This is a genomic window from Faecalibacillus sp. TM498 (assembly GCF_020589955.1).
GTDB classification, from domain to species: Bacteria; Bacillota_I; Bacilli_A; order Erysipelotrichales; family Coprobacillaceae; genus Faecalibacillus; species Faecalibacillus intestinalis.
In genome coordinates this window covers 26,011-50,401 of sequence record NZ_JAJDKB010000017.1, presented here as the reverse complement: position 1 = coordinate 50,401, position 24,391 = coordinate 26,011, and the positions used below count along the sequence as shown (strand labels likewise).

General features: G+C 25.9%; 19 protein-coding genes and 1 pseudogene. All 20 read left to right on the top strand.

From position 1 onward, the window contains the following. The first annotated feature begins 199 nt into the window (after window positions 1-199). Window positions 200-2,383: a L,D-transpeptidase family protein gene (locus LJD32_RS07205; RefSeq protein WP_227392047.1), complete on the top strand. Its 2,184-nt coding sequence runs from the start codon at window positions 200-202 to the stop codon at window positions 2,381-2,383. A gap of 153 nt (window positions 2,384-2,536) precedes the next feature. Further along, window positions 2,537-3,502 (top strand): glycosyltransferase family 2 protein, encoded by a 966-nt coding sequence (locus tag LJD32_RS07200; protein ID WP_227392046.1) that lies wholly within the window; start codon window positions 2,537-2,539, stop codon window positions 3,500-3,502. Continuing rightward, window positions 3,495-3,869 (top strand): GtrA family protein, encoded by a 375-nt coding sequence (locus tag LJD32_RS07195; RefSeq protein ID WP_227392045.1) that lies wholly within the window; start codon window positions 3,495-3,497, stop codon window positions 3,867-3,869. Before LJD32_RS07200 ends, LJD32_RS07195 begins: the two co-directional genes overlap by 8 nt. Window positions 3,870-3,878: 9 nt before the next feature. Further along, window positions 3,879-5,429 (top strand): hypothetical protein, encoded by a 1,551-nt coding sequence (locus tag LJD32_RS07190; protein WP_227392044.1) that lies wholly within the window; start codon window positions 3,879-3,881, stop codon window positions 5,427-5,429. A gap of 148 nt (window positions 5,430-5,577) precedes the next feature. Next, window positions 5,578-7,227: a DUF2142 domain-containing protein gene (locus LJD32_RS07185; protein ID WP_117346246.1), complete on the top strand. Its 1,650-nt coding sequence runs from the start codon at window positions 5,578-5,580 to the stop codon at window positions 7,225-7,227. A 141-nt stretch (window positions 7,228-7,368) separates the two neighbouring features. Beyond that, on the top strand, window positions 7,369-8,601 hold the full coding sequence (locus tag LJD32_RS07180) for a lipopolysaccharide biosynthesis protein (protein ID WP_227392043.1): 1,233 nt from the start codon (window positions 7,369-7,371) through the stop codon (window positions 8,599-8,601). An 8-nt stretch (window positions 8,602-8,609) separates the two neighbouring features. Further along, window positions 8,610-9,536: a glycosyltransferase gene (locus LJD32_RS07175; RefSeq protein WP_227392042.1), complete on the top strand. Its 927-nt coding sequence runs from the start codon at window positions 8,610-8,612 to the stop codon at window positions 9,534-9,536. Between the two features lie 21 nt (window positions 9,537-9,557). Next, entirely contained in the window at window positions 9,558-10,532 is a 975-nt protein-coding gene (locus tag LJD32_RS07170) for a glycosyltransferase family 8 protein (RefSeq protein WP_227392041.1), read from the top strand. A gap of 14 nt (window positions 10,533-10,546) precedes the next feature. Beyond that, window positions 10,547-11,275, top strand: a complete 729-nt coding sequence (locus tag LJD32_RS07165; protein ID WP_117346248.1) for a glycosyltransferase family 2 protein — start codon at window positions 10,547-10,549, stop codon at window positions 11,273-11,275. Beyond that, window positions 11,268-11,636 carry a DUF2304 domain-containing protein gene (locus tag LJD32_RS07160; protein WP_107029780.1) on the top strand — a complete coding sequence of 123 codons (369 nt, stop codon included), beginning with the start codon at window positions 11,268-11,270 and terminating at the stop codon, window positions 11,634-11,636. Before LJD32_RS07165 ends, LJD32_RS07160 begins: the two co-directional genes overlap by 8 nt. An 18-nt stretch (window positions 11,637-11,654) precedes the next feature. Then, window positions 11,655-12,440: a glycosyltransferase family 2 protein gene (locus LJD32_RS07155; RefSeq protein ID WP_107029779.1), complete on the top strand. Its 786-nt coding sequence runs from the start codon at window positions 11,655-11,657 to the stop codon at window positions 12,438-12,440. Window positions 12,441-12,470: 30 nt separating this feature from the next. After that, window positions 12,471-14,660 (top strand): DUF2142 domain-containing protein, encoded by a 2,190-nt coding sequence (locus LJD32_RS07150; protein ID WP_227392040.1) that lies wholly within the window; start codon window positions 12,471-12,473, stop codon window positions 14,658-14,660. 87 nt (window positions 14,661-14,747) lie between these two features. After that, window positions 14,748-16,517, top strand: coding sequence for a hypothetical protein (locus LJD32_RS07145; protein WP_117867583.1), 1,770 nt, complete (start codon window positions 14,748-14,750; stop codon window positions 16,515-16,517). 296 nt (window positions 16,518-16,813) lie between these two features. Next, window positions 16,814-17,746, top strand: a pseudogene (locus LJD32_RS07140) (CDP-glycerol glycerophosphotransferase family protein). Between the two features lie 28 nt (window positions 17,747-17,774). Next, the gene (locus LJD32_RS07135) at window positions 17,775-18,392 is read left to right on the top strand and encodes a hypothetical protein (protein ID WP_227392039.1); all 618 of its coding nucleotides are present in this window, start codon (window positions 17,775-17,777) and stop codon (window positions 18,390-18,392) included. Between the two features lie 65 nt (window positions 18,393-18,457). Further along, complete coding sequence (locus tag LJD32_RS07130) at window positions 18,458-19,591, top strand: ABC transporter ATP-binding protein (protein ID WP_227392038.1); 1,134 nt, start codon at window positions 18,458-18,460, stop codon at window positions 19,589-19,591. A 12-nt stretch (window positions 19,592-19,603) separates the two neighbouring features. Beyond that, window positions 19,604-20,377 carry an ABC transporter permease gene (locus LJD32_RS07125; protein ID WP_227392037.1) on the top strand — a complete coding sequence of 258 codons (774 nt, stop codon included), beginning with the start codon at window positions 19,604-19,606 and terminating at the stop codon, window positions 20,375-20,377. Window positions 20,378-20,388: 11 nt separating this feature from the next. Beyond that, the gene (locus tag LJD32_RS07120) at window positions 20,389-22,572 is read left to right on the top strand and encodes a glycosyltransferase family 2 protein (protein ID WP_227392036.1); all 2,184 of its coding nucleotides are present in this window, start codon (window positions 20,389-20,391) and stop codon (window positions 22,570-22,572) included. Window positions 22,573-22,586: 14 nt separating this feature from the next. Beyond that, window positions 22,587-23,477: a dTDP-4-dehydrorhamnose reductase gene (gene rfbD / locus LJD32_RS07115; protein ID WP_227392035.1), complete on the top strand. Its 891-nt coding sequence runs from the start codon at window positions 22,587-22,589 to the stop codon at window positions 23,475-23,477. A 127-nt stretch (window positions 23,478-23,604) separates the two neighbouring features. Further along, window positions 23,605-24,291, top strand: coding sequence for a hypothetical protein (locus LJD32_RS07110; protein WP_175302079.1), 687 nt, complete (start codon window positions 23,605-23,607; stop codon window positions 24,289-24,291). Window positions 24,292-24,391: the final 100 nt, after the last annotated feature.

Below are 24,391 nucleotides of genomic sequence, written 5' to 3'. Positions count from 1 at the left end.
GAAGCAATCCAAATCCAACTTGTAAAAAAAGGAAGCAGTGCACCAGGAAGTACAAATAATTGCTTCTATAAAAGATAAATAATCAAAAGGTAAATAATAGGCAACAGTACTAAACAACAGTTTTAGATACTGAACGACCAAATATTTACCTTTTTATATGTTAATAAATGTTGTAAACTTAAGTTAGGGAGGTGAGAATGTGAAAAAGACATTAAGCATTATAGTTTCTTTGCTATTGATTTTCAGTACTATTTTAAATGTAAAAGCTTTTGAAACGAATCAGATAGAAAATTCTTCCAATGAAGTAGTAGAAGATAATACAAATGATTCTTCTATAAATGAAGATGATTTACAAGATGTAGATCAAAATGAGAATACTGAAATAGTAGATGATAATGAAAACAGTGAAATTAATACTACTGAAGGGAACGATGAAATAACTAATCAAGTTACAACAAATTCACCAGAGGAAGTAATTACACCAAAAATAATGTATAAAACACATGTACAAGATTACGGATGGAGTAATTATATAAGTGAAGGCGTTTCTGGAACTGTTGGTAAATCAAAGAGACTAGAAGCTATTAAAATGAAGTTGGATTTAGGAAGTTATGAAGGATCCATTGAATATGCAACTCATATTCAAGATATTGGATGGACCAGTTTTGTATCAGATGATCAATTAAGTGGAACAGAAGGAAAATCAAAAAGATTAGAAGCTATTAAGATTAAGCTAGTAGGAGATATAGCAAATTATTATGATGTGTATTATAGAGTACATATTCAAGATAATGGATGGCTTGATTGGGCTTGTAATGGAGCAAGCGCTGGTAGTGAAACTTATGGTAAACGATTAGAAGGTATAGAAATTAAATTAATAAAAAAAGGTGACCAAATACCTGAAAACACGCAAAATCCATTTGTTTATCCTGGACGTATTTATTATTCATCACACGTACAAGATTATGGATGGTTATCTAATGTTGGAGATGGAAAAACAAGTGGAACGTCAGGACAATCAAAAAGAATAGAAGCAATAAAGGTTTCATTATGTAATTTACCTTATAGTGGAAGTGTAGAATATAGTACTCATATTCAAGATATAGGATGGCAATCTTATCGAAAGAATGGTTCTATAAGTGGAACATCAGGTCAATCCCAAAGGGTAGAAGCTATAAAAATCAAACTCACTGGTGAAATAAGTAATTATTATGATGTCTATTATAGAGTACATGCACAAGATTTAGGATGGATGTCTTGGACTTGCAATGATTCTAAAGCAGGTACTGAAGGACTTGAATTAAGAGTAGAAGCAATTCAAATATGTTTAGTTGAAAAAGGTGGAAATGCGCCTGGAGATATTTCTAGACCTTTTGTTGAACAAGGAAAAGTGGAATATAGTTCACATGTACAAAATATTGGATGGCAAAATTATGTTAATAATGGTAATACAAGTGGAACTGTAGGGCAAGGGTTGAGATTAGAGGCTTTAAAAATCAGATTAGGTGATAATTCCTATGAAGGAAATATTGAATATAGTACACATGTACAAGATTATGGCTGGATGAATTATTCTAGTAATGATTCTATTTCAGGTACAATAGGACAATCAAAAAGAATAGAAGCTATTAAAATAAGACTTACAGGAGAAATTAGTAATTATTATGATGTTTTCTATAGGGTTCAATGTCAGGATTTTGGTTGGCTAGGATGGACATGTAATGATAGAATAGCTGGTACAACTGGTGGAGGCTATAGAATTGAATCAATTCAAATAAAACTATATCCTAAAAATATTACCAATCTAGGTATTTCTCATTTATCATGCATAACGTTTGAAGATAAAAATGGATTTAAAGTATGTAAAGATGCAAATGGAACATTATATGAAGATGCTCAAGGATTGTTGGGTATGAAAAGCTCATATGTACTACGAGTAAATAAATCAACAAATGTTGTAACCGTATTAGCAGCTAATGGTACAGGCGATTATAATATTGCCTATAAAAGATTTGTTTGTTCAACAGGCAATGGGACACCATATGGAACATATTATACACCTGTAAAATACAGATGGAGATATTTAGTGGGTCCAAGCTATGGGCAATACTGCACCAGAATTGTAAATGGTATATTATTTCATTCATTACCATACGGTCAACAAAATCCATATACATTACAAACGAGTGAATTTAATAAACTTGGAACAACTTGTTCGCATGGTTGCGTTAGATTGATGTGTAGAGATGCTAAATGGATTTATGATAATTGTAGTTTAGGGACAAGAGTTGATATTGTTAGTGGTGCAGATCCATTAAGTAAACCGAGTGCTCCCAAAATACCAGCAAATCAAAGATGGGATCCAACTGATCCAAATATCTAAATATAAAAGATGTAATTAATATGTATTTGAAATATATATTATTTGCATCTTTTTTTGATTATATAATATTCATAATAAATAAGAGTTTGACTATAAAGATTAGGTGACTTATAATCAACTTGGTAAAAGTAATATTAATAAGGAAGTGATAAAATGAAGTTAGCGTTAGTAGTGCCATGTTATAATGAGGAAGAAGTACTAGAAGATACAACAAAACAATTGTGCAAATTATTTGATAAATTACTTGAAAAAGGGAAAATAGATGAAGATAGTTATATTTTATTTGTAAATGACGGAAGTAAGGATCAGACATGGAATCTTATTTCAAAATTTAATGAACAAGAAAAATGGGTTGCAGGTTTAAATTTGGCTGCTAATGTAGGTCATCAAAATGCATTATATGCAGGATTAATGTCATCGTATAAAAATGTAGATGCAACTATTTCTATAGATGCTGATTTACAAGATGATATTAATGTTATAGAAAATATGATTGATGAATTTAATAAAGGAAATGATATTGTATATGGTGTTAGAAATGATAGAACATCAGATTCATTCTTTAAAAGATTCACAGCACAAAGTTTCTATAAATTAATGACAGTTATGGGTGTAAAAAGCGTATATAACCATGCGGATTTTAGATTAATGAGTGCAAGAGCAGTAGAACAATTAGGACATTATAAAGAAAGAAATTTATTTTTAAGAGGAATGGTACCATTAATTGGATATAAAACCTCTTGTGTGTATTATGCACGAAAAGAAAGAATGGCAGGGGAATCAAAATATCCATTAAAGAAAATGTTAAGTTTTGCATTTGATGGTATTACCTCATTTAGCATTAAGCCAATTACAATGATTAGTTGGGTGGGTTTTTTAGCAATAGTATTTTCTGTTTGTGCAATGATATATACATTTATAGGACATTTTGTAGGAAATACAGTTAGTGGTTGGTCATCATTAATGATTTCTATTTGGTTTTTAGGAGGAGTTCAGTTGCTTTCAATAGGAGTAATTGGACAATATATAGGTAAAACTTATGTAGAGGTAAAAGAAAGACCAAGATATAATATAGATGTTTTATTAGAATCTAAATCAGTAGGTAAAGAAAATGATTAAAAAAATTATTAATTTCGGATTGGTTGGAGTTTTTGCTACAGCTATTGAATATATATTGTTGATTGTTTTAAAAGAATTTTTTAATGTAGACGTAATAATAGCATCAGGAATTGCGTTTACAGTATCACTGTTATTTAATTATGTTTTAAGTATTAAATATGTTTTTGTTGATAAAAAAGAAATGTCAAAAACAAAAGAAATGACAGGATTCTTTATTACTGCGATTATAGGATTAGGAATTAATCAAGTTATGATGTATATTCTTGTGGATACAGTTAAAATTTATTATTTGTTTGCAAAGGTTATATCTACGGGAACTGTTATGATATGGAATTTTATATCAAGACATGTATTTTTGGAGGGATAGTTTAGATATATGAAGTCAACAAAAAAAATATATCCAATATTTTATAATTTTATAGCTATATTATTTGGTGTTATGATGGCGGGTATACTTTTTATTAATTTATTTGTAGCAAATAGGAGAGAATTTCCTTGCAAAAAGAAATTTTTGTTTTCTAATATTAAATTATTAATTATAGGAATAGTAGTATTTGCTATCTTAGTAGTAATATACAATAAATTTATAAAAAAATATGTAGACAAATTAACTAAAAAACAATGTAATATTTTGTTATTGATTTATTTTTTTGTTACATTTATTTTACAAATATATATAATTAATAAAATTTTTTTCCTATCAGGATGGGATGTTGCGCAGCTAAGAGTAGCAACAGATCAATTGATGGAGGGAATCAAATTAAATCAAGGAAATAGTTTTAATACATATTTACAAATTTATCCAAATAATTTATTTTTGTTGTTCATCTTTGTTATCATTTCTAAAATAGCATATATATGTAGTATAGATTCGCATTTATTAATGTCTATAGTGAGTGCACTTTCAGTAAATCTTTCTATTATCATGATGATAAAAATTATAGGAAAAATATCCAAAAATAAGCATATGTGTGTTTTATTTGTATTTATAAGCACATTATTTTTAATGTTTTCTCCATGGATTGTAATTCCTTATTCAGATACATATGCAATGTTTTTTACCACAAGTGTTTTATATATTTTCTTTAATAAGGAAAACTTGGATCAATATGTATATATATTTGTGCTAGTATTAATATCGTTAATAGGTTATAAAATTAAACCGACAGTTATTATTTCAATTATAGCTATTGCTATTATAGAAATATGGAGCTATTTGTTTGGTAATAAAAAATTAAAATTAGATATTTTGTTTAAAAGTATAATTGCTATTGTTTTATCGGTATTATTATTTGGAATAATCAATAATTTTTCAAAGTCTTTTTTAGGTTATGAGCGAAATATTGATGTTGAGATGCCTATGACACATTTCATGATGATGGGGATGAATGAAAAAATGAAGGGTGTATTTCTTTATGAAGATGTGGAGTATACTACTTCTTTTAAAGGAATTGATAATAAAAAAACAGCGAATATTAAAGAAATAAAGAAAAGGTTAAATCAATATGGAGTCAACGGATATTTGCAATTATTGATTGATAAATCGCTTATAAATTATGATGATGGATCATTTGCATGGGGGATAGAAGGAAATTTTTATCAAAAAACTATTAGCGAAAATAAATCAATATTTTTGAAAAAGATGTATTATAATAATGGAGAATATTATAAATATTTTGAAAGTTATTTACAATCTATATGGCTCTTAATATTGTTTATGAGTATATTTTCGATATTTAAAATTAGAAATCATGAGTTATTAGTTATTAATTTAACTATAATCGGGATAACATTATTCTTGTTATTGTTTGAAGCACGTGCAAGATATCTATTTCTATATTCACCATATTATTTATTATTGTTTGTTATTGGAACGGCGAATATATATAAAAAAATAGATAGTAAGATGAAAAATATGCGTAATTGAGTAAAGGCTTATGCTAATTTATAATTATTTTGGAAGAAAATAATAAAACAATATTAGCAAATAGCCTTTTTTTATTGATAATACCTAGATAATGTGATAAGTTCTTGATGATATTATCAAGCTTTTTTATTGAAGGATGTGTAGATGAATGAAACACGCAAAACAAAAATTTGTATTTAATAAATATGATAACCAAAAAGATGAGATTTTGGAAGAAAACAATACTCTTCAACAAGATGTTGAAGAAAATAATAAGATTGATAAAATTTTTAAGATAATATGTAATGTATTGATAATATTTATACTTGTGTATTTTTTTAAAAGTTGTGTAATAACACATGGACAATCAGTATCTTCAATACAAAAGATGATTTTTTTCTTTTTTGTAGTTATTTCAATTTGTCTGTTTGTGGGAATAAATTATATCTTATCAAAAAAAGATTACAAATTAGAAAAATTATTTTTAATAGTTATGATACCGATAAGTATAATTTACTCATTAATTATGATTCCAGGTATGGTTCCTGATGAAGCAACGCACATGAGGCTTACGTATTCACTTGCAAGTCAAATTATGGGTGTTGAAAAAGATAAGACAACATTAAGAGGAGAAGAAAAATATATTTATGAGCATTTACCACAAGCTCCAAATCAAGAAAGTTATGATTATAGTTATACACATTTACTTTCAGGTGAGGATAATGGTGAATATGTAACAATAGATGAAGATTCAGCAAATTGGAAGCAAATATTTTGGTATTTTCCGGCAGTTATAGGCACTATTTTCGCAAGAATTATGCATTTTGGAGCTACACCTACTCTATATATTGCTAGGTTGTTTAATTTATTTTTTTACATCTGGCTTACATATTTTTCTATAAAGAAAATTCCTATTGGAAAACAACTATTGTTTATGATATCTATTCTTCCTATGTGTTCCCAACAAATGATGTCTTTATCTTATGATGCAATTTTAAATGCTTCAGCATTTTTTTGTTTGGCATATGGTTTATTCTTCGTTTATCATAGCGAAGATGTACGGTATGATGAATATATAAAATATTTATTTGCAGCGGTACTGTTATTAAGTATTAAAAGTGCTATTTATTCATTTTTACTTTTAGTTCCAATATTATCTAAATTTGATAATATAAATGGTAATGTTCATTTAGAAAGAAAACATAAGATTATTTTAGTATTGAGTATTTCAATTTTAATATTATTGCTTAATTTTGTTTCATTTGGAAGTACATCATCTAAAGAAGTTGTAGAGTCTACTGCTGTTTCTAAGCATATTATTTCTTGGAGTGGGACAGAAGGTTATTCAATTGGATGGCTAATTACGCACCCAATAGAAGGAATAGCACTATTTATAAATACTATAAATCTTAAATTAGAATGGTATTATTATTCATGTTTAGGACAAGATTTAAGTTGGTTTACTGTTAAATTACCGTTTGAATTATTTAAATGTTGGGGATTGTTATTATTGATTAGTGCATTAAAGAAAGAAGAAAATAAAATAGATGGTAGAATGAGAATATTGTTTATATGTATAAATTCTATAGTTTTCTTTTTAGTACTATTATCAATGTGCATTTATTGGACGCCATTAGGATATGATCACATTGAAGGAGTTCAAGGAAGGTATTTTATACCAATTATTTATACCATTATTATAATTATTAATAATAAAAAAATTTGTTTAAAAGAAAACATTTATAAATATATAAACGTTTTTCCGTGTTTTTTAGTAGTATTAACTATTAGAAGTTTAATAAATGCTTGTTATTTATAATTATATTATCCAATTTATATGCTTTTTTGCGAATATAATAAAAAAATGGTAAAATATTAAATGTATAAATATTTTTCAATATTATAGAAAGGGTAAAATATACTATGTGTTTAATAACTGTATATTTTTAAAGGATGTTTAATGGAAAAAAATCTTAAATTAAATGCAATATGGAATACTTTAGGTATTACTGTTAACTCTTTTAATTCTTTATTTTTTTTGATAATTATTAATAGGGTAAATGGGGTAGAAATAGCTGGAATTTTTAGTTTTGCATTTTCTATTGCTTGTTTATTATTTATTGTAGGAATATACGCTGGTAGGACATATCAAGTTTCAGACATAAATGAAAATTTAAATAACTATGAGTACTTAGTGCATAAATGTATTACATGTACTATGATGTTTTTAATAGCAATTGTATTTATAGTTGTTCAAAAGTATTCTTTAGAGAAAAATGTTATCATTATATTACTTTGTTTATATAAGTTATTTGAAGCTATGAGCGAAACTTTTTATGGTTTTTTACAAAAAAATGATGAATTATATATAGTAGGGAAATCATTGTTTTTCAAATCATTAGTTGGTATTATCATTTTTTTTGTTATTGATTTTTTAACAAAAGACATAATAGTTTCATGTGTTGCACTTAATATAAATAGCTTTTTATTTGTTTTTTTATATGATATAAAAAAATCTAAAAAGTATTTGAATAAATTTCAAAAAATTAGATGGAATAAAATATTTGGTTTATTCAAAAAAGGATTTTCAGTTTTTGCTTTTTCTTTTTTAGCTGTTTATATTGTTAATGTTCCAAAATACGTGATTGATATATTGCTAGATAATAGATTTCAAACAATATTTAGTATAATTGTTATGCCTGGCACTGTTATGAGTTTATGTGGTCAATATATAATGGCACCTTTACTTACAAATGTTGTTGAATGTTACAATCAAAAAAAATATAAAGAATTCAAGAATATTATTTTTAAGATATTGGGAATATTAGTTGTTTTAGGAATTATTGTAGAGTTAGGAGCAGCAACTGTAGGTATTCCAATTTTAGGAATTGTTTATGCTATTGATTTAAATGCTTATGTATTAGATTTAATAATAATTATATTTGGTGCAATTTTATATGCGATTGCAGGTGTTTTTTCTACAGCACTAATTACGATGCGTAGAAATGGGATGCAATTAATTATATATTTAATAGATGCAATTTTTAGCGTTATAATAAGTTATTTGTTTATTAGCACATTTGGAATACACGGCGCGACAATCGGATATACTAGTACGATGGTATTGCATGTAATATTGTATACTATTTATTTTTTATATGAATATTCAAAATTAGTAAAAAGTGAAGATTAGGAGAAATTATGGAAAAAGTAATTGTTTTATTAGCATCATACAATGGGGAAAAGTATTTAAGAGATCAATTAGATAGTTTGATAAATCAAACATATAAAAATATTGATGTATATATAAGAGATGACAATTCAACAGATAAGACAATGGATATTATTAATGAATATTGTGGGAAATCAATCAATGGAATTAATTTTATTAAGGTGGATTCTTGTGGAAAAAATTTAGGTTATCCGGATTGTTTTTGGGAAATATTAAAAAATGTTCCACGTGCAAAATATTATTGTTTTTGTGATCAAGATGACTACTGGCTACCTGAAAAAATAGAATCATCAGTTAAGTGCCTAGAAAAAGTTGATTCTACTATACCAGCGATGACATATTGTGCATTTGATTATTATAATCAAAATATGGAATATTTAAGAAGCGGTGAAAATATTTTAAACAGCTATTCTTTTGAAAGGGGGATTTATTATACATATGCTCCTGGATTTACACAAATGATAAATAGAGCCTTGGTAGATAGTTTGGATTTTGATTATATTATTGGAAAGAATTTAGCACATGATATATGGTGTCAATGGATAGCAACGTCAATAGGGGAAATTGTTCCTAATAAAACAGTTTTAGCAAAATTTAGAAGACATGAATCTGCTGTGACATCAGGAAATAAATCTAAATTAGCATCTGTAAAAAGATGGTGGACTACTGAAATATGTGGTGATGAAATGAAAAAGTGGCATCAAAGTCTATGCTATTTTAAAAAAGCATATATAAATGATTTTCATGATGAAACAGCTAGTGTATTAAGTTTATTTGCAAATGAAAATAAATCTTTTTCTAATAAAATAAAAAAATTATTTTATCCGAAAAAATTAAAGATAACATTAGGTGGGGAAATTGCTTTAAGAATTTTATTTCTATTAGGCAAATGTTAACTTTTAGGAGGTATTAAAAAGATGAATATAGTTTATACAGTTGATAACAAGTTTGTGCCCCAATTAGCTACAGGAATATGTTCTATATGTGAAAATAATAAAGAAGAGGATGTTTGTTTTTATGTTGTGTCTAAAGGAATTACTGATGATAATAAAGACGCATTAACAAGATATGTGGAAAAATACGGAAAAAAAATATGTATAATAGAATTATCGAATGTAAAAGATTATATAGATTTTGATTTTGATACAAGTAGTTGGAATGATATTGTCTTAGCTAGATTGTTTTTTGATCGTTTGTTACCTAATGATGTAGATAAGATTATCTATTTAGATGGTGATACAATGGTAAGAGGAAGTTTACATGATTTATGGTCTATAGATCTTAGTAATTATGTAATTGGTGCAGCAGTAGAGCCAACTGCAAATAGTGAAAGAAAAAAAGCGATAAGTTTAGAACTAACAAAGCCGTATTATAATGCGGGGGTTTTGCTAATAAATATGGAAAAATGGAAAGAAATGAATGCAGGTAAGATAGTTTTAAATTTCTATAAGGAACATCAAGGCAGATTATTTGCTAATGATCAATGTGCTATAAATGGTGCGTTAAAAGATTATATATTACAAATACCAATAAGCTATAATTTCTGTAATAGCTATAGATTTTATAATTATAAAGCATTGGTTAAGATGATGAAACCAACAAAATTTATTTCTAAAGTGGATTATCAAGTGCAATGTAATAATCCCATTATCATTCATTTTCTTGGAGAAGAAAGACCATGGAGGGTTGGAAATAAGCATACATATACTAATGAATATATGTTTTATTGGAATAAAACTCCTTGGGCCAATACACCATTAGAATTAGGATGGGAAAATTATTTTAAAGTATTTAACCTATTTAATACAGTTATGAAGCCTTTTCCTATGTTAAGATATAGAATAATGGATACTCTAATTCCAATTATGATTAAACATAGGAAAAAAAGCTAGTAAAGGAGATTGTTATGAATGAGAAAATATTAATCATTATTCCGGCGTATAATGAAGAAGCAAGTATTTTAAAAACTTGTAAAGAAATTTATGAATATAATTCAAAATATAAAACTAATTATGATATTTTGGTTATAAATGATTGTTCAACTGATAGCACCTTAAAAATATGTAAAGGAAATGATATACCAGTTATTTCATTGGTTCATAATTTAGGAATTGGTGGTGCAGTGCAGACAGGGTATAAATATGCATATGAATATAATTATGATATAGCTATTCAATATGATGGAGATGGTCAACATAATATTGAATATGCAAAAAATATTATTGATCCTATTATTAATGAAAAATCAGATTTTGTTATAGGATCAAGATTCGTGACAGAAAATGCTAGTGAATTTAAGTCCAGTGCTGCGAGAAGAATAGGAATAAAAATTATTTCATCCACAATACACTTAATTACCAAAAAAAGAATTTATGATGTGACTTCTGGTTTTAGAGCAGCTAATAAAAAAATAATAAAAATGTTTGCGCAAGACTATCCAGTTGAATATCCGGAACCATTAACAAATATGGATCTGATATTAAAAGGATATAATGTAAAAGAGGTCCCTGTAGCAATGAGAGAAAGAGAGGGTGGCGTATCATCGATTAGAGCTTGGAAAAATGCTTATTACATGATTAACGTTATTTTATCACTATTAGTTTTTGGATTGAGGGGGAAAAGAAAAAATGGATAACTCTAAATTAACTATTTCATTGCTTTTGGTGGCATTCCTCTTGATAATTGTCACATTAGTAACGCTTAGAAAAAATAAAATTAATGTTAAGTTTGCTATAATATGGTTTATACCAGCTATTGCTATTGCTTTATTGGCTTTATTACCAAATTTGTTTATTAAGTTTGCACAATTGTTTGGCTTTCAAACAATTTCAAATTTAATAATAGGGTTTATTTTAGTTTTAATTTTATTTTTGATTATGTCATTAACTGTAATTATAACAGGGTTAAGTAAAAAAAATGTACTTTTAATTCAGGAAATCTCATTATTGAAAAAAGAAGTTGAAGAAATGAAAGGTAATGGTAAAAAAAATAGATAAAATGGGAGGAATTTTCAAATGCATACTTATGTTGTTTTAGCATATAAGGAGTCAAAGTATTTAGAAGAGTGTATAAAATCTGTTTTAAATCAAAAGTATAAAAGTAATGTTGTAATTGCTACATCTACACCAAATGAATACATATATAGTCTTGCTAATAAATATCACTTAAAAGTAAATATAAATCCTAACCCAGGGAAAGGTATAGGCTATGATTTTGACTATGCTATTTCATGTGGAATGACCAAGCTAGTAACAATCGCACATCAAGATGATATATATGATTATGAATATTCATATCAGATAGTTAATAAGTATAAAAAATATCCTACATCATCAATTATTTTTTCTGATTATTATGAGATTAGAGAAAATAAAAATGTTTATTCAAATTTAAATTTAAAAATAAAAAGAATTTTACTAAGTCCTATAAGAATTAATTTATTATCAAAAACGAGATTTGGAAAAAGACTTGTATTAAGATTTGGAAATGCAATATGTTGTCCTGCTGTAACATTTGTAACATCAAATATACATACACAAGATATCTTTAAATGCAATTTTGTTTGTGATGTTGATTGGTTTGCTTGGGAAAAATTATCAAAAGAAAACGGAAAGTTTACTTTTGTCAAGGAATGTTTAATGGGACATCGTGTTCATGAAGAATCAACAACAACTGAAATTATAGGTGAACGTATTAGAACAAAAGAAGATATGATTATGTTTAAAAAGTTTTGGCCTGAATGTATTTCAAAATTATTAAATAGATTTTATGTAAAAGCAGAAAACAGTAATAATACTTAGTGATAAATATTTAATTTGAGGAGGTAATTAATGAAAAATATAGTAGGAAAAATAAAACGTTATAAGTATTTTTTTTGCATAATGTTATTAATAATTACACAGGTGTTTGTTTGTGTTGAATTGAACAAAAAGCAAATAGAGACAGTTTCTTCTTATAATGGCATTGATGAGGGAACAACTCAAATTTTAACATATAGTGATGGTAATGATTTGAAAAATATTATAGAAAAAAATGATGTTTTTCAAAAAATTTCGTTACAAGATGGGGATAAATTATCGCAAAAAATATGGATTAATTCTTTATCAATTAATCAATTACAAATGATAATACAAACGGTACAAGGTGATTCTTTTATAGATGTATCATTAAAAGATGAAAAAGGTAAACAAATATATAGTGATACGATTAATATAGTACCAGAAAAAATTAAGTATAATTTAAATATAGAAAGTAATCGGTATAGTAAATGTGATAGATTTTCTTTAGATATGAAAGTGCACAGTAACAATGATGACTTAAGTATTTATAGCTGTACTTATCATGATGGAAGTTTAAAAATAAATAATGAATCTAATGATAATGTTTTATTAACAGGAATTATAGGCACAAATGAAAGATATGAGAGTAAAAAAATCGCATTTTTTTCTATGATTGAAATTTTTGTAATATTATTAATATTATGCTGTAATTACAAAGATCAAGGTGTTGTGAAAAAAATAGATGGGTTATTTAAAATAAAAAAGGTAAATTTTTATATTATAGAATGGCTAGCTTTTTTAGGACTATTACTGTTGACGTTAAAGGTGTTTTGTTCTTGGTATTATGAGGTGTTAATTAATCCAATATTATTTTTGATAGATATATATTTAATTGCATTATTTATATTTGCAATTTTCATTGCTTTTATAAAATTTAAAGACAATGTTGCTTATATTTTTGGATTATTTATTATACCAATAGGTTTATGTTTTACATTTCTTATTCTTCCAGGAAGTGTACCAGATGAACCTGTTCATTTTGCTAAAGCATACCTAACGTCGCAATTTAATTTTTCGTTTATAAGAGATGTAAAAATAACTACAAAATATTTAGTAACAGAAATAAGAAATTACAATGATATATTGCCAGCTATTTTTCAATTTAATAATTATAAATCATTAACATTATATCAAAATGCGTGTTCATATCATTTTATCTTATATATTTTTTCTGCAATTCCTTTATTTATAACAAGGATCTTACATTTATCTGTATATTTTGGATTCTACTGTGGAAGAATGATGAATTTGTTGATTTTTATAATTATAGGTTATAATATTTTAAAAATTATTCCTTTTGGAAAGTGGGTATTTTTTGTGTATTTTTTCAATCCAATGCTCATTCAACAGGAAATGTCATTTTCATCTGATTCATTAATTAATACAATCTGTTTATTAGCTATTGCATATTTCCTTAAAATGAAATTTAATAGTGACAAAATAGAAACTATAGATATAATAATTGTTTTTACAATGATTGGTATTGTTTTTTTAGCTAAATATATTTATTTACCAATATTTGGAATTTACTTTTTATTATTTGATAAATTAAAGAGAATGACTATTAATCAATATGCAATATGTATTTTGATGGTATTGCTTATTTTTACATCATATTATTGTACATCATTATTAAAAGTAAATGCACAGACAATAGAGTCGTTAGATAATTATGTGAAAGTAAATAATGTAAATCAATCTGCTCAGATCAAATTTTTATTATCAAATCCTAAAAACATATTTTATATGTATGTAGAAACTTTAAATAATAAATTTGATTTTTATGTAAAATCATTTATTGGGATGTTAGGAGTTTTAGCTATACCATTGAATCGAGTTTCTTTTTATGGTTACTATGGCTTATTATTTGGGACACCGATTTTATTTGAGGAAACAAAAAATAAGAAGTTTAAGTTATCTAATAGAATATGGTTAGTATTTTTATCGCTTTTTGTGTTTATGTTAGTTATTCTAGGAATGAATTTTCAGTGGACTCCAGTTGGCAAATACGTCACTGAGGGTGTACAAGGAAGATATTTTATTCCTGTTGTTATATTATTATTGATTACATTAATTCCACCAAAGAAGTTGTCAAAAAAACGTGCCAATTTCATCATATCGATAATAATTATTTTTATTCATTTATTTGTATTGATTAATATAGTTCGATATTTTATGTAATTGAAATTTTATATTTTTGTGTATTTTGATTGAAATAATTATTTGCATTCTATTTTGTTTGATTAGCATAAAAAGGGAGGGAAGAGAGTGAATTGTTCAATAATTGCATCTCTTATATTTTTAATAGGTGCAGGATCTTTATTTTTGAGTGTATTTTTTTGGAAAAAAAGTAAAAAACAATTATTTGCTTTACAATGGATAATAATTTTAATAATAGTTTTAAGTTGTTATCACACATTGATTTCTGGAATATTTCAGGTACTTTGCATTCCAATTAATGTTATATCTATAGGTGTTGTTGATTTAATATCTTCAATTTTTTTCTGGTATATAATTATTAAGTATAAAGATATTCAACATTATAAATTTGAGTTAGTAGATTTAATCTTTATTGTATTATTGTTGTTAGGATTAATTTATTTTACAAAAGTACATTATTCTGGTATGTCTTTGAGAATAAATTATGCTTCAATTGATGCGGGAGTTCATTTTAAAAATGCTCTTTATACTATAAATTTTCAAAAAGTTGATGGGATGTTTTATGACATGGTTTGGAATGCGTTATTTATTGAATTTTTAGGTGTTTTTGTATCTCCATCAGCTTTTTATAAATTATATGTGCTAGCTGATATTTTAAATTTAGGATTAGCAGCAGCAATGTTTTACTGTGTTATTAGACATAAAATTAGCAGTTCATTTGAAAAAATTATAGGTGTTTTACTTTCAGGAATATATGTAATAACTTATCCGTTGAATGTTACATTATTTGGGTTTACATATTTAGGAATGAGTATTACGATTATAGGTATCATTATTTTATTAATGGAGTTTTATATGAAAAATGAAATATCTATAAAATTTTGTATTTTATTATTAATGTTAACATGTTTTGGTGTCTTTGAAACATATGTATTATTTGTGCCAGTACTATATTTTGCTGTAATTTTATGTGTGTTTTTTAAACAATCAAAGGCTAAGTGTTTATTTTCGAAGGGTACAATTTTAACATCTTGTGCAATATTCCTTGTTCCCTGTATATTAGGACTATATTTTGTTTATGGAAGCATTTTTACGAATGGAGTAACCGTTGCAAATGCAATAAACAATGAAGGTGGATGCTATAGAGAATTATTTTCAAATTTTATTTTCTTTATTCCTGTTGCAATTTTAGGATATTTAATGATTATTAGAAAAAAGGAAAATGTTTTATTAGAGATTTTAACTCCATTATTAGTTGTTTTTTCTATTATCATATTTATAATGGTTTTAAAAGGCAAAGCCTCTACTTATTATTATTATAAGATGTATTATCCAATTTGGCTTGTAATTATGTTATTGAATTATGAAGGGTTTTTATATACAAAGAATGAAACTAAAATTTTATCATGTTCTGTTTGGGGAATGTGGATTTTGTTGTTTGCAATTTTTGCTAATAATATAGAAACTCGACTTCAAAATAAAAATCCAAATATTTTATCTGAAGTACGTTCGCAACATTATGTAGATATAGTGAAATTTAATAATACATATTTATTTTTACCTGCGTACGATGAACAAAGAATAGACTTATATCAATGGGTGTATAATTGTATTGATTTGGCGGATGAAACATGTATACCTGGTGCTGTTCGTTATGAAGATAATTTTTGGTTTCAAGATATTACTATGCAGGATTTTAGTGATTGGGATTTTTATAATATGAATTTTAAAAGTTTTAATGAGAAAATTAGAAAAATAAATAGTAAGTATATATTGGTTTTTTATGACAGTCCGGTATATTTAGAAAATTCAAATTATTTTGATTCTTTTGAAAAAAAATATGTTAATAACATAGGATTCATTGCTGAAATAAAATAGTCTTGTTATAAATATGTATATTTTTTATAGTTTTTAGTTTTAATTGCTGAAATTATTTTTAGAATAGTTTATAAAGATTGTGGGTAGTGTTATTATAAAGATAAGACTACCTGCTATTTTTATAAGTAGAATATTAAATTTAGCTATTAAGATAAGGATGTGGAAAGATGAATATTGAAAATAATTTAATGGTATTTGGATCAAGTCCTGATTTTGCAGATAATCCTAGAGGATTTTGGGAGTATATTAACATAAATACTAGTTATGATACATGTTAGGTCATAAAAGATAAGGTGATGTTTGAATTATTAAACCGAAAGGAAATAAAGTGTGTGTTAGAGGGATCTAGAGAGGCAAGAGAAATCATTGAGAAAGCCCATTATTTAATCACTTCATCTTTTGATTTTGCCTATAATAAAAGAATTGGACAGATTCATATTGCTGCTTGGCATGGTTTTCCTTTAAAGGTTATTGGATTTTTTGATAGTGCAGCAGCAAGTGAAACTTATGTGAAAGGATTAAAGGTTATAACAACACAAACAGATTTAATTACAGCAACTTCAAGATTTTCGCACATTACACTTAGTGGAATGTTTTCAGTAGATCCCCATAAAGTGAAAGAGACGGGATATCCTCGAAACGATATGATGTTTAATAATAATTCAAAACAAAAATTAAAAGAATTATTAGATACTGACATTTCCTAAAGCAAACTCTTTTTTTATCTTCCTACAATGAGAAAAGGTTTAAAAGATGAAGGTGAACATTTTGAAAATAATATTTTTAATTATTCAGATTATGATGTTGAAAAAATAGATGAATTTTTGGAAGAAAATAATATTTATATTGTAACTAAAGTCCATTTTGAAGGTAATAAATTATATAAGCAAGAAGATTTTAAATTATCTAAAAGAATTATTTTTTTAAATACTGAAATTATGAATGAACATTTATGTACTATTTATCATATAATGGATGCTTTTGACGGGTTAATTACTGATTATTCATCTATATATGTTAATTATTTATTATTAAATAAACCAATTATTTTTTCATGTCCTGATATTGAAAAATACAAGGAAGATAGGGGATTTATAGTAGATGATCCAACTTTACTTATGCCAGGAGCAATTGTAAAAACACAAGCACAACTATTAAAAAATTTATCTTTAATTATTGAAAATCATGATACATATAAAGATAAAAGAAATGATGCCTTTTTTTCATAATCATTTAGATGGAAATTCATCAAAACGATTGTTAGAAGAAATTCTTAAAATTGAAAATATATCTGATTCAGGAAAATTAGTAGGTCAATTATTTCAAAAAAACATATCTCCCCTTGATCAATATATCACTAATGAATTGATTGCAGAAATATTTTTTGATGAAGGTAATGGTTTTAATGAGAAAAATAAGCTTTCAAAAAAATATTTGCTAGATCAAAATAATAATAATAATACATTTACTTTAGAATTAGATGTAGATAAGAACATTAAAATGATACGTTTTGATCCAGATGATATAGGAAGAATAACTATTGATAGGTTTGAAATATCTTTAGGAGTTGATAAAATAAACAATTATACTATTATAGGTGGAAAAAAATATAATAATAAAATCATTTTTTCTACTATAGATCCTCAAATTTTAATTCCAATAAATGTTGAAAGCAAACAAAAATTAACCATTTATTTTAATTATGATGATTTATATGTAAATGGTGGAGAATTGTTAGAAGATACTATAAATGATAGTGAATCAAAAGATAGGGAAATTAAAAGTTTAAAGGATGAATTGCAAATGGTTTACAATTCAAAATCTTGGAAAATGACAAAATGGTATCGTAAATTAAGAGATTTAATAAAGAATTGAGTTATTTTGTTGCAAATTTGAAATAGAAATATATTATGATATAATACGAATGATATGGAGGGCTTATGGATATTAATAATGCTATTGAAGTTAGAAATATGACAAAATATTTCAAAGTTGAGTATGACAAAGCTCATACTTTAAAAGAAAGATTATTATCTTTTGGAAAAAGCAATAGAGAAGTTCATACGGTATTGAAGAATATAAATTTAGATATTAAAAAAGGTGAAACTGTTTGTTTGATTGGAACAAATGGGAGTGGTAAATCAACTTTATTGAAGTTGATGACTAAGATTATTTATCCTAATGAAGGGACAATTGAAACACATGGTAAGTTGACTTCGTTACTTGAATTAGGTGCGGGATTTCATCAGGATTTTACAGGAAGAGAAAACATTTATTTTAATGCAGCAGTTTTTGGTTTAACAAAAGCTGAAATTGAAAAAAGAGTAGATGATATCATTGAATTTTCAGAACTAGGAGAATTTATTGATAATCCAGTTAGAACTTATTCTTCTGGGATGTATATGAGACTTGCTTTTTCAATTGCTATTAATGTAGATGCAGAAATTTTATTAATTGATGAAATTTTAGCGGTTGGAGATCAACATTTCCAAGATAAATGTTTTGATAAATTAAAAGAATTAAGAGATAGTGATAAAACAATTGTTATTGTTTCACATAGTTTAGATACAGTTAAAGATTTATGTACACGTGCTGTTTGGATCTATAAAGGTGAATTTAAATTAGATGGTGATCCAACTTATGTTATTGATGAATATTTAAAACAAGTTAAATTAGATCATAAAGAAGAAGCTAAGAAAAAATATCAAAAACCATTAGATACTTACCATGGTATTGTTGTTGTTGATATTCCTCAATCATTTGCTGAAGTTAAAAAAGATACAGCTCAATTTACAATTTCTGGATGGTCATTGAGTGATTGTTTAAATGATCGTTTAAAAGTAACTTTTGATGATCAAGAGGTTACTGAAATGAGAAAAATAAATAGAAGTGATGTTTTAATGGCTTATCAAGAAAAATATGGTGGTTATGGAACAAATGATGATGAATGTGGATTTGATTATTTTGTAGATGTAAGTCAAATGGAATTAGGAGAACATTCTATTCTTGTTCAATTATTAGATGAAAAAGATAAAGTTATATCTGAAAAAGATTTAAAGATTAATATCATATAGGAGAAAAAGAAAATGAAATTATTTAAAAACTTATATGACTATCGTGAATTATTAAAAACAAATGTAAAAAAAGATATTAGAGGTAAATATAAAGGTTCATTTTTAGGAGTGTTATGGTCATTCTTAAATCCATTATTAATGGTTGCCGTTTATGCCATTGTATTTCCTTATATCATGAGAATCAAAACAGATAATTATCTTCAATATTTAATTTGTGGGGTTATTCCATGGAACTTCTTTACGACAGTTATGGGACTTGGAATGGGAAGTATTAAAAATAATGCAGGTGTTATTAAAAAAGTATATTTTCCTAGAGAAATTTTACCAATATCAGCCACATTAAGTGGACTTGTTAACTTTTTTATCGCTTGTTTGATTATTATTCTTTTCTGTGTTTTTGGTGGACTTGGATTAAGTTGGCATATTTTATTAGTACCATTTATTGCGTTGATTCAATTTGTAATTACAGCAGGAATGGTTCTTGGTTTAAGTGCAATCAATGTTTATATTCAAGATACAGAATATATTATTCAATTTGTTATTAATATGTTATTTTATGGAACACCTATTTTATATCCGGCAGAATTATTTCCAGAAGCTATTCGTTGGGTACTTTATTTAAATCCTTTTACACATATCGTAAGTGCCTACCGTGATTTCTTTATGTATCATACGTTACCAGCAATGTCTAGTGTAATCTACATGGCTGTCATGGCTATTATTTGTTTTGTGTTAGGTATGTTTATTTTTAGAAAATTAGAAAAAGGATTCGCTGAGGAAATATAAGGGAGATATGTATGAAAACATTAGATTACATAAATATTAGAGAGGCTCATGTACATGGCATTGTTAATCCAACATTTATCATGAGAGGAAATTGTGATTTGCAAAAATATTCACTTGAAGTAGTGGTTGATGGAAAGGAAAGAAAAGCTAAATTTTTGCCAGATTTAGTTAGTGACAATTATGAATTATCACTTTCTTTAAATAAAAGTGATTCTAAAATCAAAGTTTATTTATTACATGATAATCAAAAAGAATTGATTTGTGTAAGAAAAAATAACCTACTTAAAAGAATAAAATCTAAAATAAGAACTTTTTTTCAATTAATTTTGGTTAAAGCAAACTCAAGTAAAAATAAAGTAAAAGTAAATACTTATGCTATTGGTAAAGAAGTTAAATATATAGCTAAGGAATATCATTTTGTTTTAACACCAAATAGATTAAAACAAAGTAAAAAACGTATTAAAGAAAATAAGAAAACAAAAAATAAATTTTTAGATGTTTATAATTTCTTAAATCAAAAAGAATATCTTTTATGGTTAGAAAAAAATGAAAAACCATTTGAAGAACATCCTCAATTTTCTTACAATCCACTTATTTCAATTTGTATACCAGTTTATAATGTGGAAAGAAAATACTTAGCAGAATGTTTAGATTCTATTTTAAATCAAACATATCAAAACTTTGAAATATGTTTATCTAATGATTGTTCAACTTTACAAGAAACAATTGATACTTTAAATGAATATGAAAAGAAAGATTCTAGAATCAAAGTACATCATCGTAAAGAAAATGGACATATTTCTAAAGCAACAAACGATGCTTTAAATATTGCTAGCGGTGAATTTATTGGTTTAATGGATAATGATGATTTACTTGCTAGAAATGCATTAGCTGAATGTGTAGCGGCTTTAAATAAAAATAAAGAATTAGATTTTATCTACACTGATGAAGATAAAATGGATATGGAAGGATTAAGAAGAGATCCTCACTTTAAATCAGATTATGCACCTGATTCATTACTTGGAAGTAACTATATTTGTCACTTTGAAATTATGAGAAAATCAATTGTTGATGAAATTGGTGGTTTTAGAGTAGGTTATGAAGGGGCACAAGATTACGATATTTTCTTAAGATTTTTAGAAAAAACAACACCCGAACGTGTTTATCATATTCCAAAGATTTTATATCATTGGCGAATGATTGAAGGTTCAACGGCAGCAACAATTGATAGTAAAGGTTATGCTGTTGAAAAAGGAAGAATGGCAGTAGAAGATGCTTTAAAACGTCGTGGTATTAAAGCTAAAGTAACTGTTCATCCAAGAGTACCTTATTATTTAGTAAGATATGAATATGAAACAGAACCTATGGTTTCTATTATTATTCCAACAAAAGATTATGCAGATATTACAGAACAATGTTTAAAATCATTGTTTGAAAAAACAACGTATAAAAATTATGAAGTTATTTTAATGAATAACAATAGTGAAAAGAAAGAAACTTTTGATTTATTTAAAAAATATCAAAATAAATATTCTAACTTTAGAGTTATTGATGCTAATTATGAATTTAACTATTCTAAAATCAATAATCAAGCTGTAGAAGCGGCTAAAGGTGAATATATTGTTTTATTAAATAATGATACTGAAATTATTACACCACATTGGTTACAAGTAATGGTTGGCTATGCAATGCAACCGCATATTGGGGCAGTAGGTGCTAAATTGTTATATCCTGATAATACGGTTCAACATGCCGGTATTATTTTAGGAATTGGTGGAATTGCACAACATTGTTTTATTGATAATCCAAGAGAAGATGTTGGTTTCTATGGACGATTATCAGTTCCATTTAACTACAGCGCTGTTACTGCAGCTTGTTTAATGGTTTCTAAAGAAAAATATTTAGAAGTCAATGGTTTGGAAGAAGATCTACAAGTAGCATTCAATGATGTTGATTTCAACTTAAAGTTATTGAAACAAGGATATTATAATATTTGTTTAAATCAAGTAGAACTATATCATTATGAATCTAAATCTAGAGGTGATGATACAGTTGATACAAATAGTGCTAAATATCGTCGTTTTGTACAAGAGCATGATTATATCAAAGATAAATGGGGCTATATGTTATATAGTGATCGTTTTTATAATCCTAATTTAAGTTTGAAGAAAGCATTTGTTTTAGATAAAGAATAATGGGAGGTAAATCAATGAAAGTATTAGTAACAGGCGTTAATGGTCAATTAGGCTATGACGTTATGAATGAATTAAATCAAAGAGGACATGAAGCAATTGGAAGTGATATTACTGAAAGTAATGAACATTTTCAAAAGTATGTTCAATTAGATATTACAAATAAAGAAGCTGTAGAATCAGAAATTACAAAAATCAGTCCTGATGTTGTTGTTCATTGTGCAGCATGGACTGCTGTTGATTTAGCAGAAGATGATGATAAAGTAGAAAAAGTAAGAGCAGTTAACGCTAAAGGAACAGAAAATATTGCTTTAGTATGTAAAAAGTTAGATTGTAAAATGATTTATATTTCTACAGATTATGTATTTAACGGACAAGGTGAAACACCTTGGGATCCTGATTGTAAAGATTACAAACCATTAAATGTTTATGGACAAACTAAATTAGAAGGTGAACTTGCAGTTTCTTCTAATTTAGATAAATATTTTATTGTTCGTATTGCTTGGGTATTTGGTGTTAATGGTAAAAATTTTATTAAAACGATGTTAAATGTTGGAAAGAAATATCCACAAGTTAAAGTTGTTAATGATCAAATTGGAACACCAACATATACTTATGATCTTGCTCGATTATTAGTAGATATGGCTGAAAGTGATAAATATGGTTATTATCATGCTACTAATGAAGGTGGATATATTTCATGGTATGATTTTACAGTAGAAATCTTTAAACAAGCAGGATATACAACAGAAGTTTTACCAGTAACTACTGAAGAATATGGTTTATCTAAAGCTGCTAGACCATTTAATAGTAGATTGGATAAGTCAAAACTTGTAGAAAATGGTTTTAAACCATTACCTACATGGCAAGATGCTTTAAGTAGATATTTAAAAGAAATTGAATATTAAGATTGATTCGCTCATTTTAAATGAGCGAATTTTAGTTTTAATTTTATAATTTTAAAGAAAAATATAAGATTTATGATTTGTTGTTAATATAAGTAATTGGTTTTATAATAGTGAGAGGAAAATGATAATGGATATTAAATATATTGAGAAGAAAATGGAAAAAATAATACCTAAAGGTGTTAGTTTATTAGAATTTATGACTTTTGGTGTTATTGTAATGAGTACATATATATTTTTTCCAAATTTTAGTTTATTAAGATTGAATAGGAAAATGATTAGAGAAATTATATATATTTTTAGTTTTAAAAATATTTTTGTATTGACTATTTTTGTCCTTATATTTGTGGTGATAGACAAAATTCAATATAAGATTAAAATTAAATATGATTTTAAATATAACTTTGTACAATGGGAATTATTAACAAAAAAATTTATTGAATTATATTTTTTTGTTTTATCTTTGTATTTGTCCAATTTTGTCTTATTAAATCAAAAACTGAATGAATATAATACATATGAAATGATATGTTTTCTTTTTTTTATTGTTTCTGTTTGGATTTATTGTATGAATGTCTTATCAAAAATTTTTAAAGAGGATAGTTATTTTGATTATGAATATAATAAATCTAAATATCTTAATAACACGTTATTAAAGTTTGAAGGAAAAAATATTGATGATATAAATAAGAAAATTGCACTTTTAGAATTATATGAGAAAACTTCAAATGCATATGATAAAGGAATAAGAATAGATAAGGAAGAATTTAAAAGAAAAGAAATAGAGAAAAGCTATTTAAAGGTCAATAAAGATTAAATTAATATTCAAAGATAAAAAATATTTAAAGTATTGGTTTATAAACATAGTAGGCTTAAAAGTAGAAAATTAATATGAAATTTGTTAAATTGAAAAATAT

Excerpts from the sequence above, each read along its gene's own strand:
- LJD32_RS07200 (WP_227392046.1), top strand. The coding sequence starts at position 2,537 with ATGAAGTTAGCGTTAGTAGTGCCATGTTATAATGAGGAAGAAGTACTA.
- LJD32_RS07195 (WP_227392045.1), top strand. The coding sequence starts at position 3,495 with ATGATTAAAAAAATTATTAATTTCGGATTGGTTGGAGTTTTTGCTACA.
- LJD32_RS07190 (WP_227392044.1), top strand. The coding sequence starts at position 3,879 with ATGAAGTCAACAAAAAAAATATATCCAATATTTTATAATTTTATAGCT.
- LJD32_RS07185 (WP_117346246.1), top strand. The coding sequence starts at position 5,578 with ATGAAACACGCAAAACAAAAATTTGTATTTAATAAATATGATAACCAA.
- LJD32_RS07180 (WP_227392043.1), top strand. The coding sequence starts at position 7,369 with ATGGAAAAAAATCTTAAATTAAATGCAATATGGAATACTTTAGGTATT.
- LJD32_RS07175 (WP_227392042.1), top strand. The coding sequence starts at position 8,610 with ATGGAAAAAGTAATTGTTTTATTAGCATCATACAATGGGGAAAAGTAT.
- LJD32_RS07170 (WP_227392041.1), top strand. The coding sequence starts at position 9,558 with ATGAATATAGTTTATACAGTTGATAACAAGTTTGTGCCCCAATTAGCT.
- LJD32_RS07165 (WP_117346248.1), top strand. The coding sequence starts at position 10,547 with ATGAATGAGAAAATATTAATCATTATTCCGGCGTATAATGAAGAAGCA.
- LJD32_RS07160 (WP_107029780.1), top strand. The coding sequence starts at position 11,268 with ATGGATAACTCTAAATTAACTATTTCATTGCTTTTGGTGGCATTCCTC.
- LJD32_RS07155 (WP_107029779.1), top strand. The coding sequence starts at position 11,655 with ATGCATACTTATGTTGTTTTAGCATATAAGGAGTCAAAGTATTTAGAA.
- LJD32_RS07150 (WP_227392040.1), top strand. The coding sequence starts at position 12,471 with ATGAAAAATATAGTAGGAAAAATAAAACGTTATAAGTATTTTTTTTGC.
- LJD32_RS07130 (WP_227392038.1), top strand. The coding sequence starts at position 18,458 with ATGGATATTAATAATGCTATTGAAGTTAGAAATATGACAAAATATTTC.
- LJD32_RS07125 (WP_227392037.1), top strand. The coding sequence starts at position 19,604 with ATGAAATTATTTAAAAACTTATATGACTATCGTGAATTATTAAAAACA.
- LJD32_RS07120 (WP_227392036.1), top strand. The coding sequence starts at position 20,389 with ATGAAAACATTAGATTACATAAATATTAGAGAGGCTCATGTACATGGC.
- rfbD (WP_227392035.1), top strand. The coding sequence starts at position 22,587 with ATGAAAGTATTAGTAACAGGCGTTAATGGTCAATTAGGCTATGACGTT.
- LJD32_RS07110 (WP_175302079.1), top strand. The coding sequence starts at position 23,605 with ATGGATATTAAATATATTGAGAAGAAAATGGAAAAAATAATACCTAAA.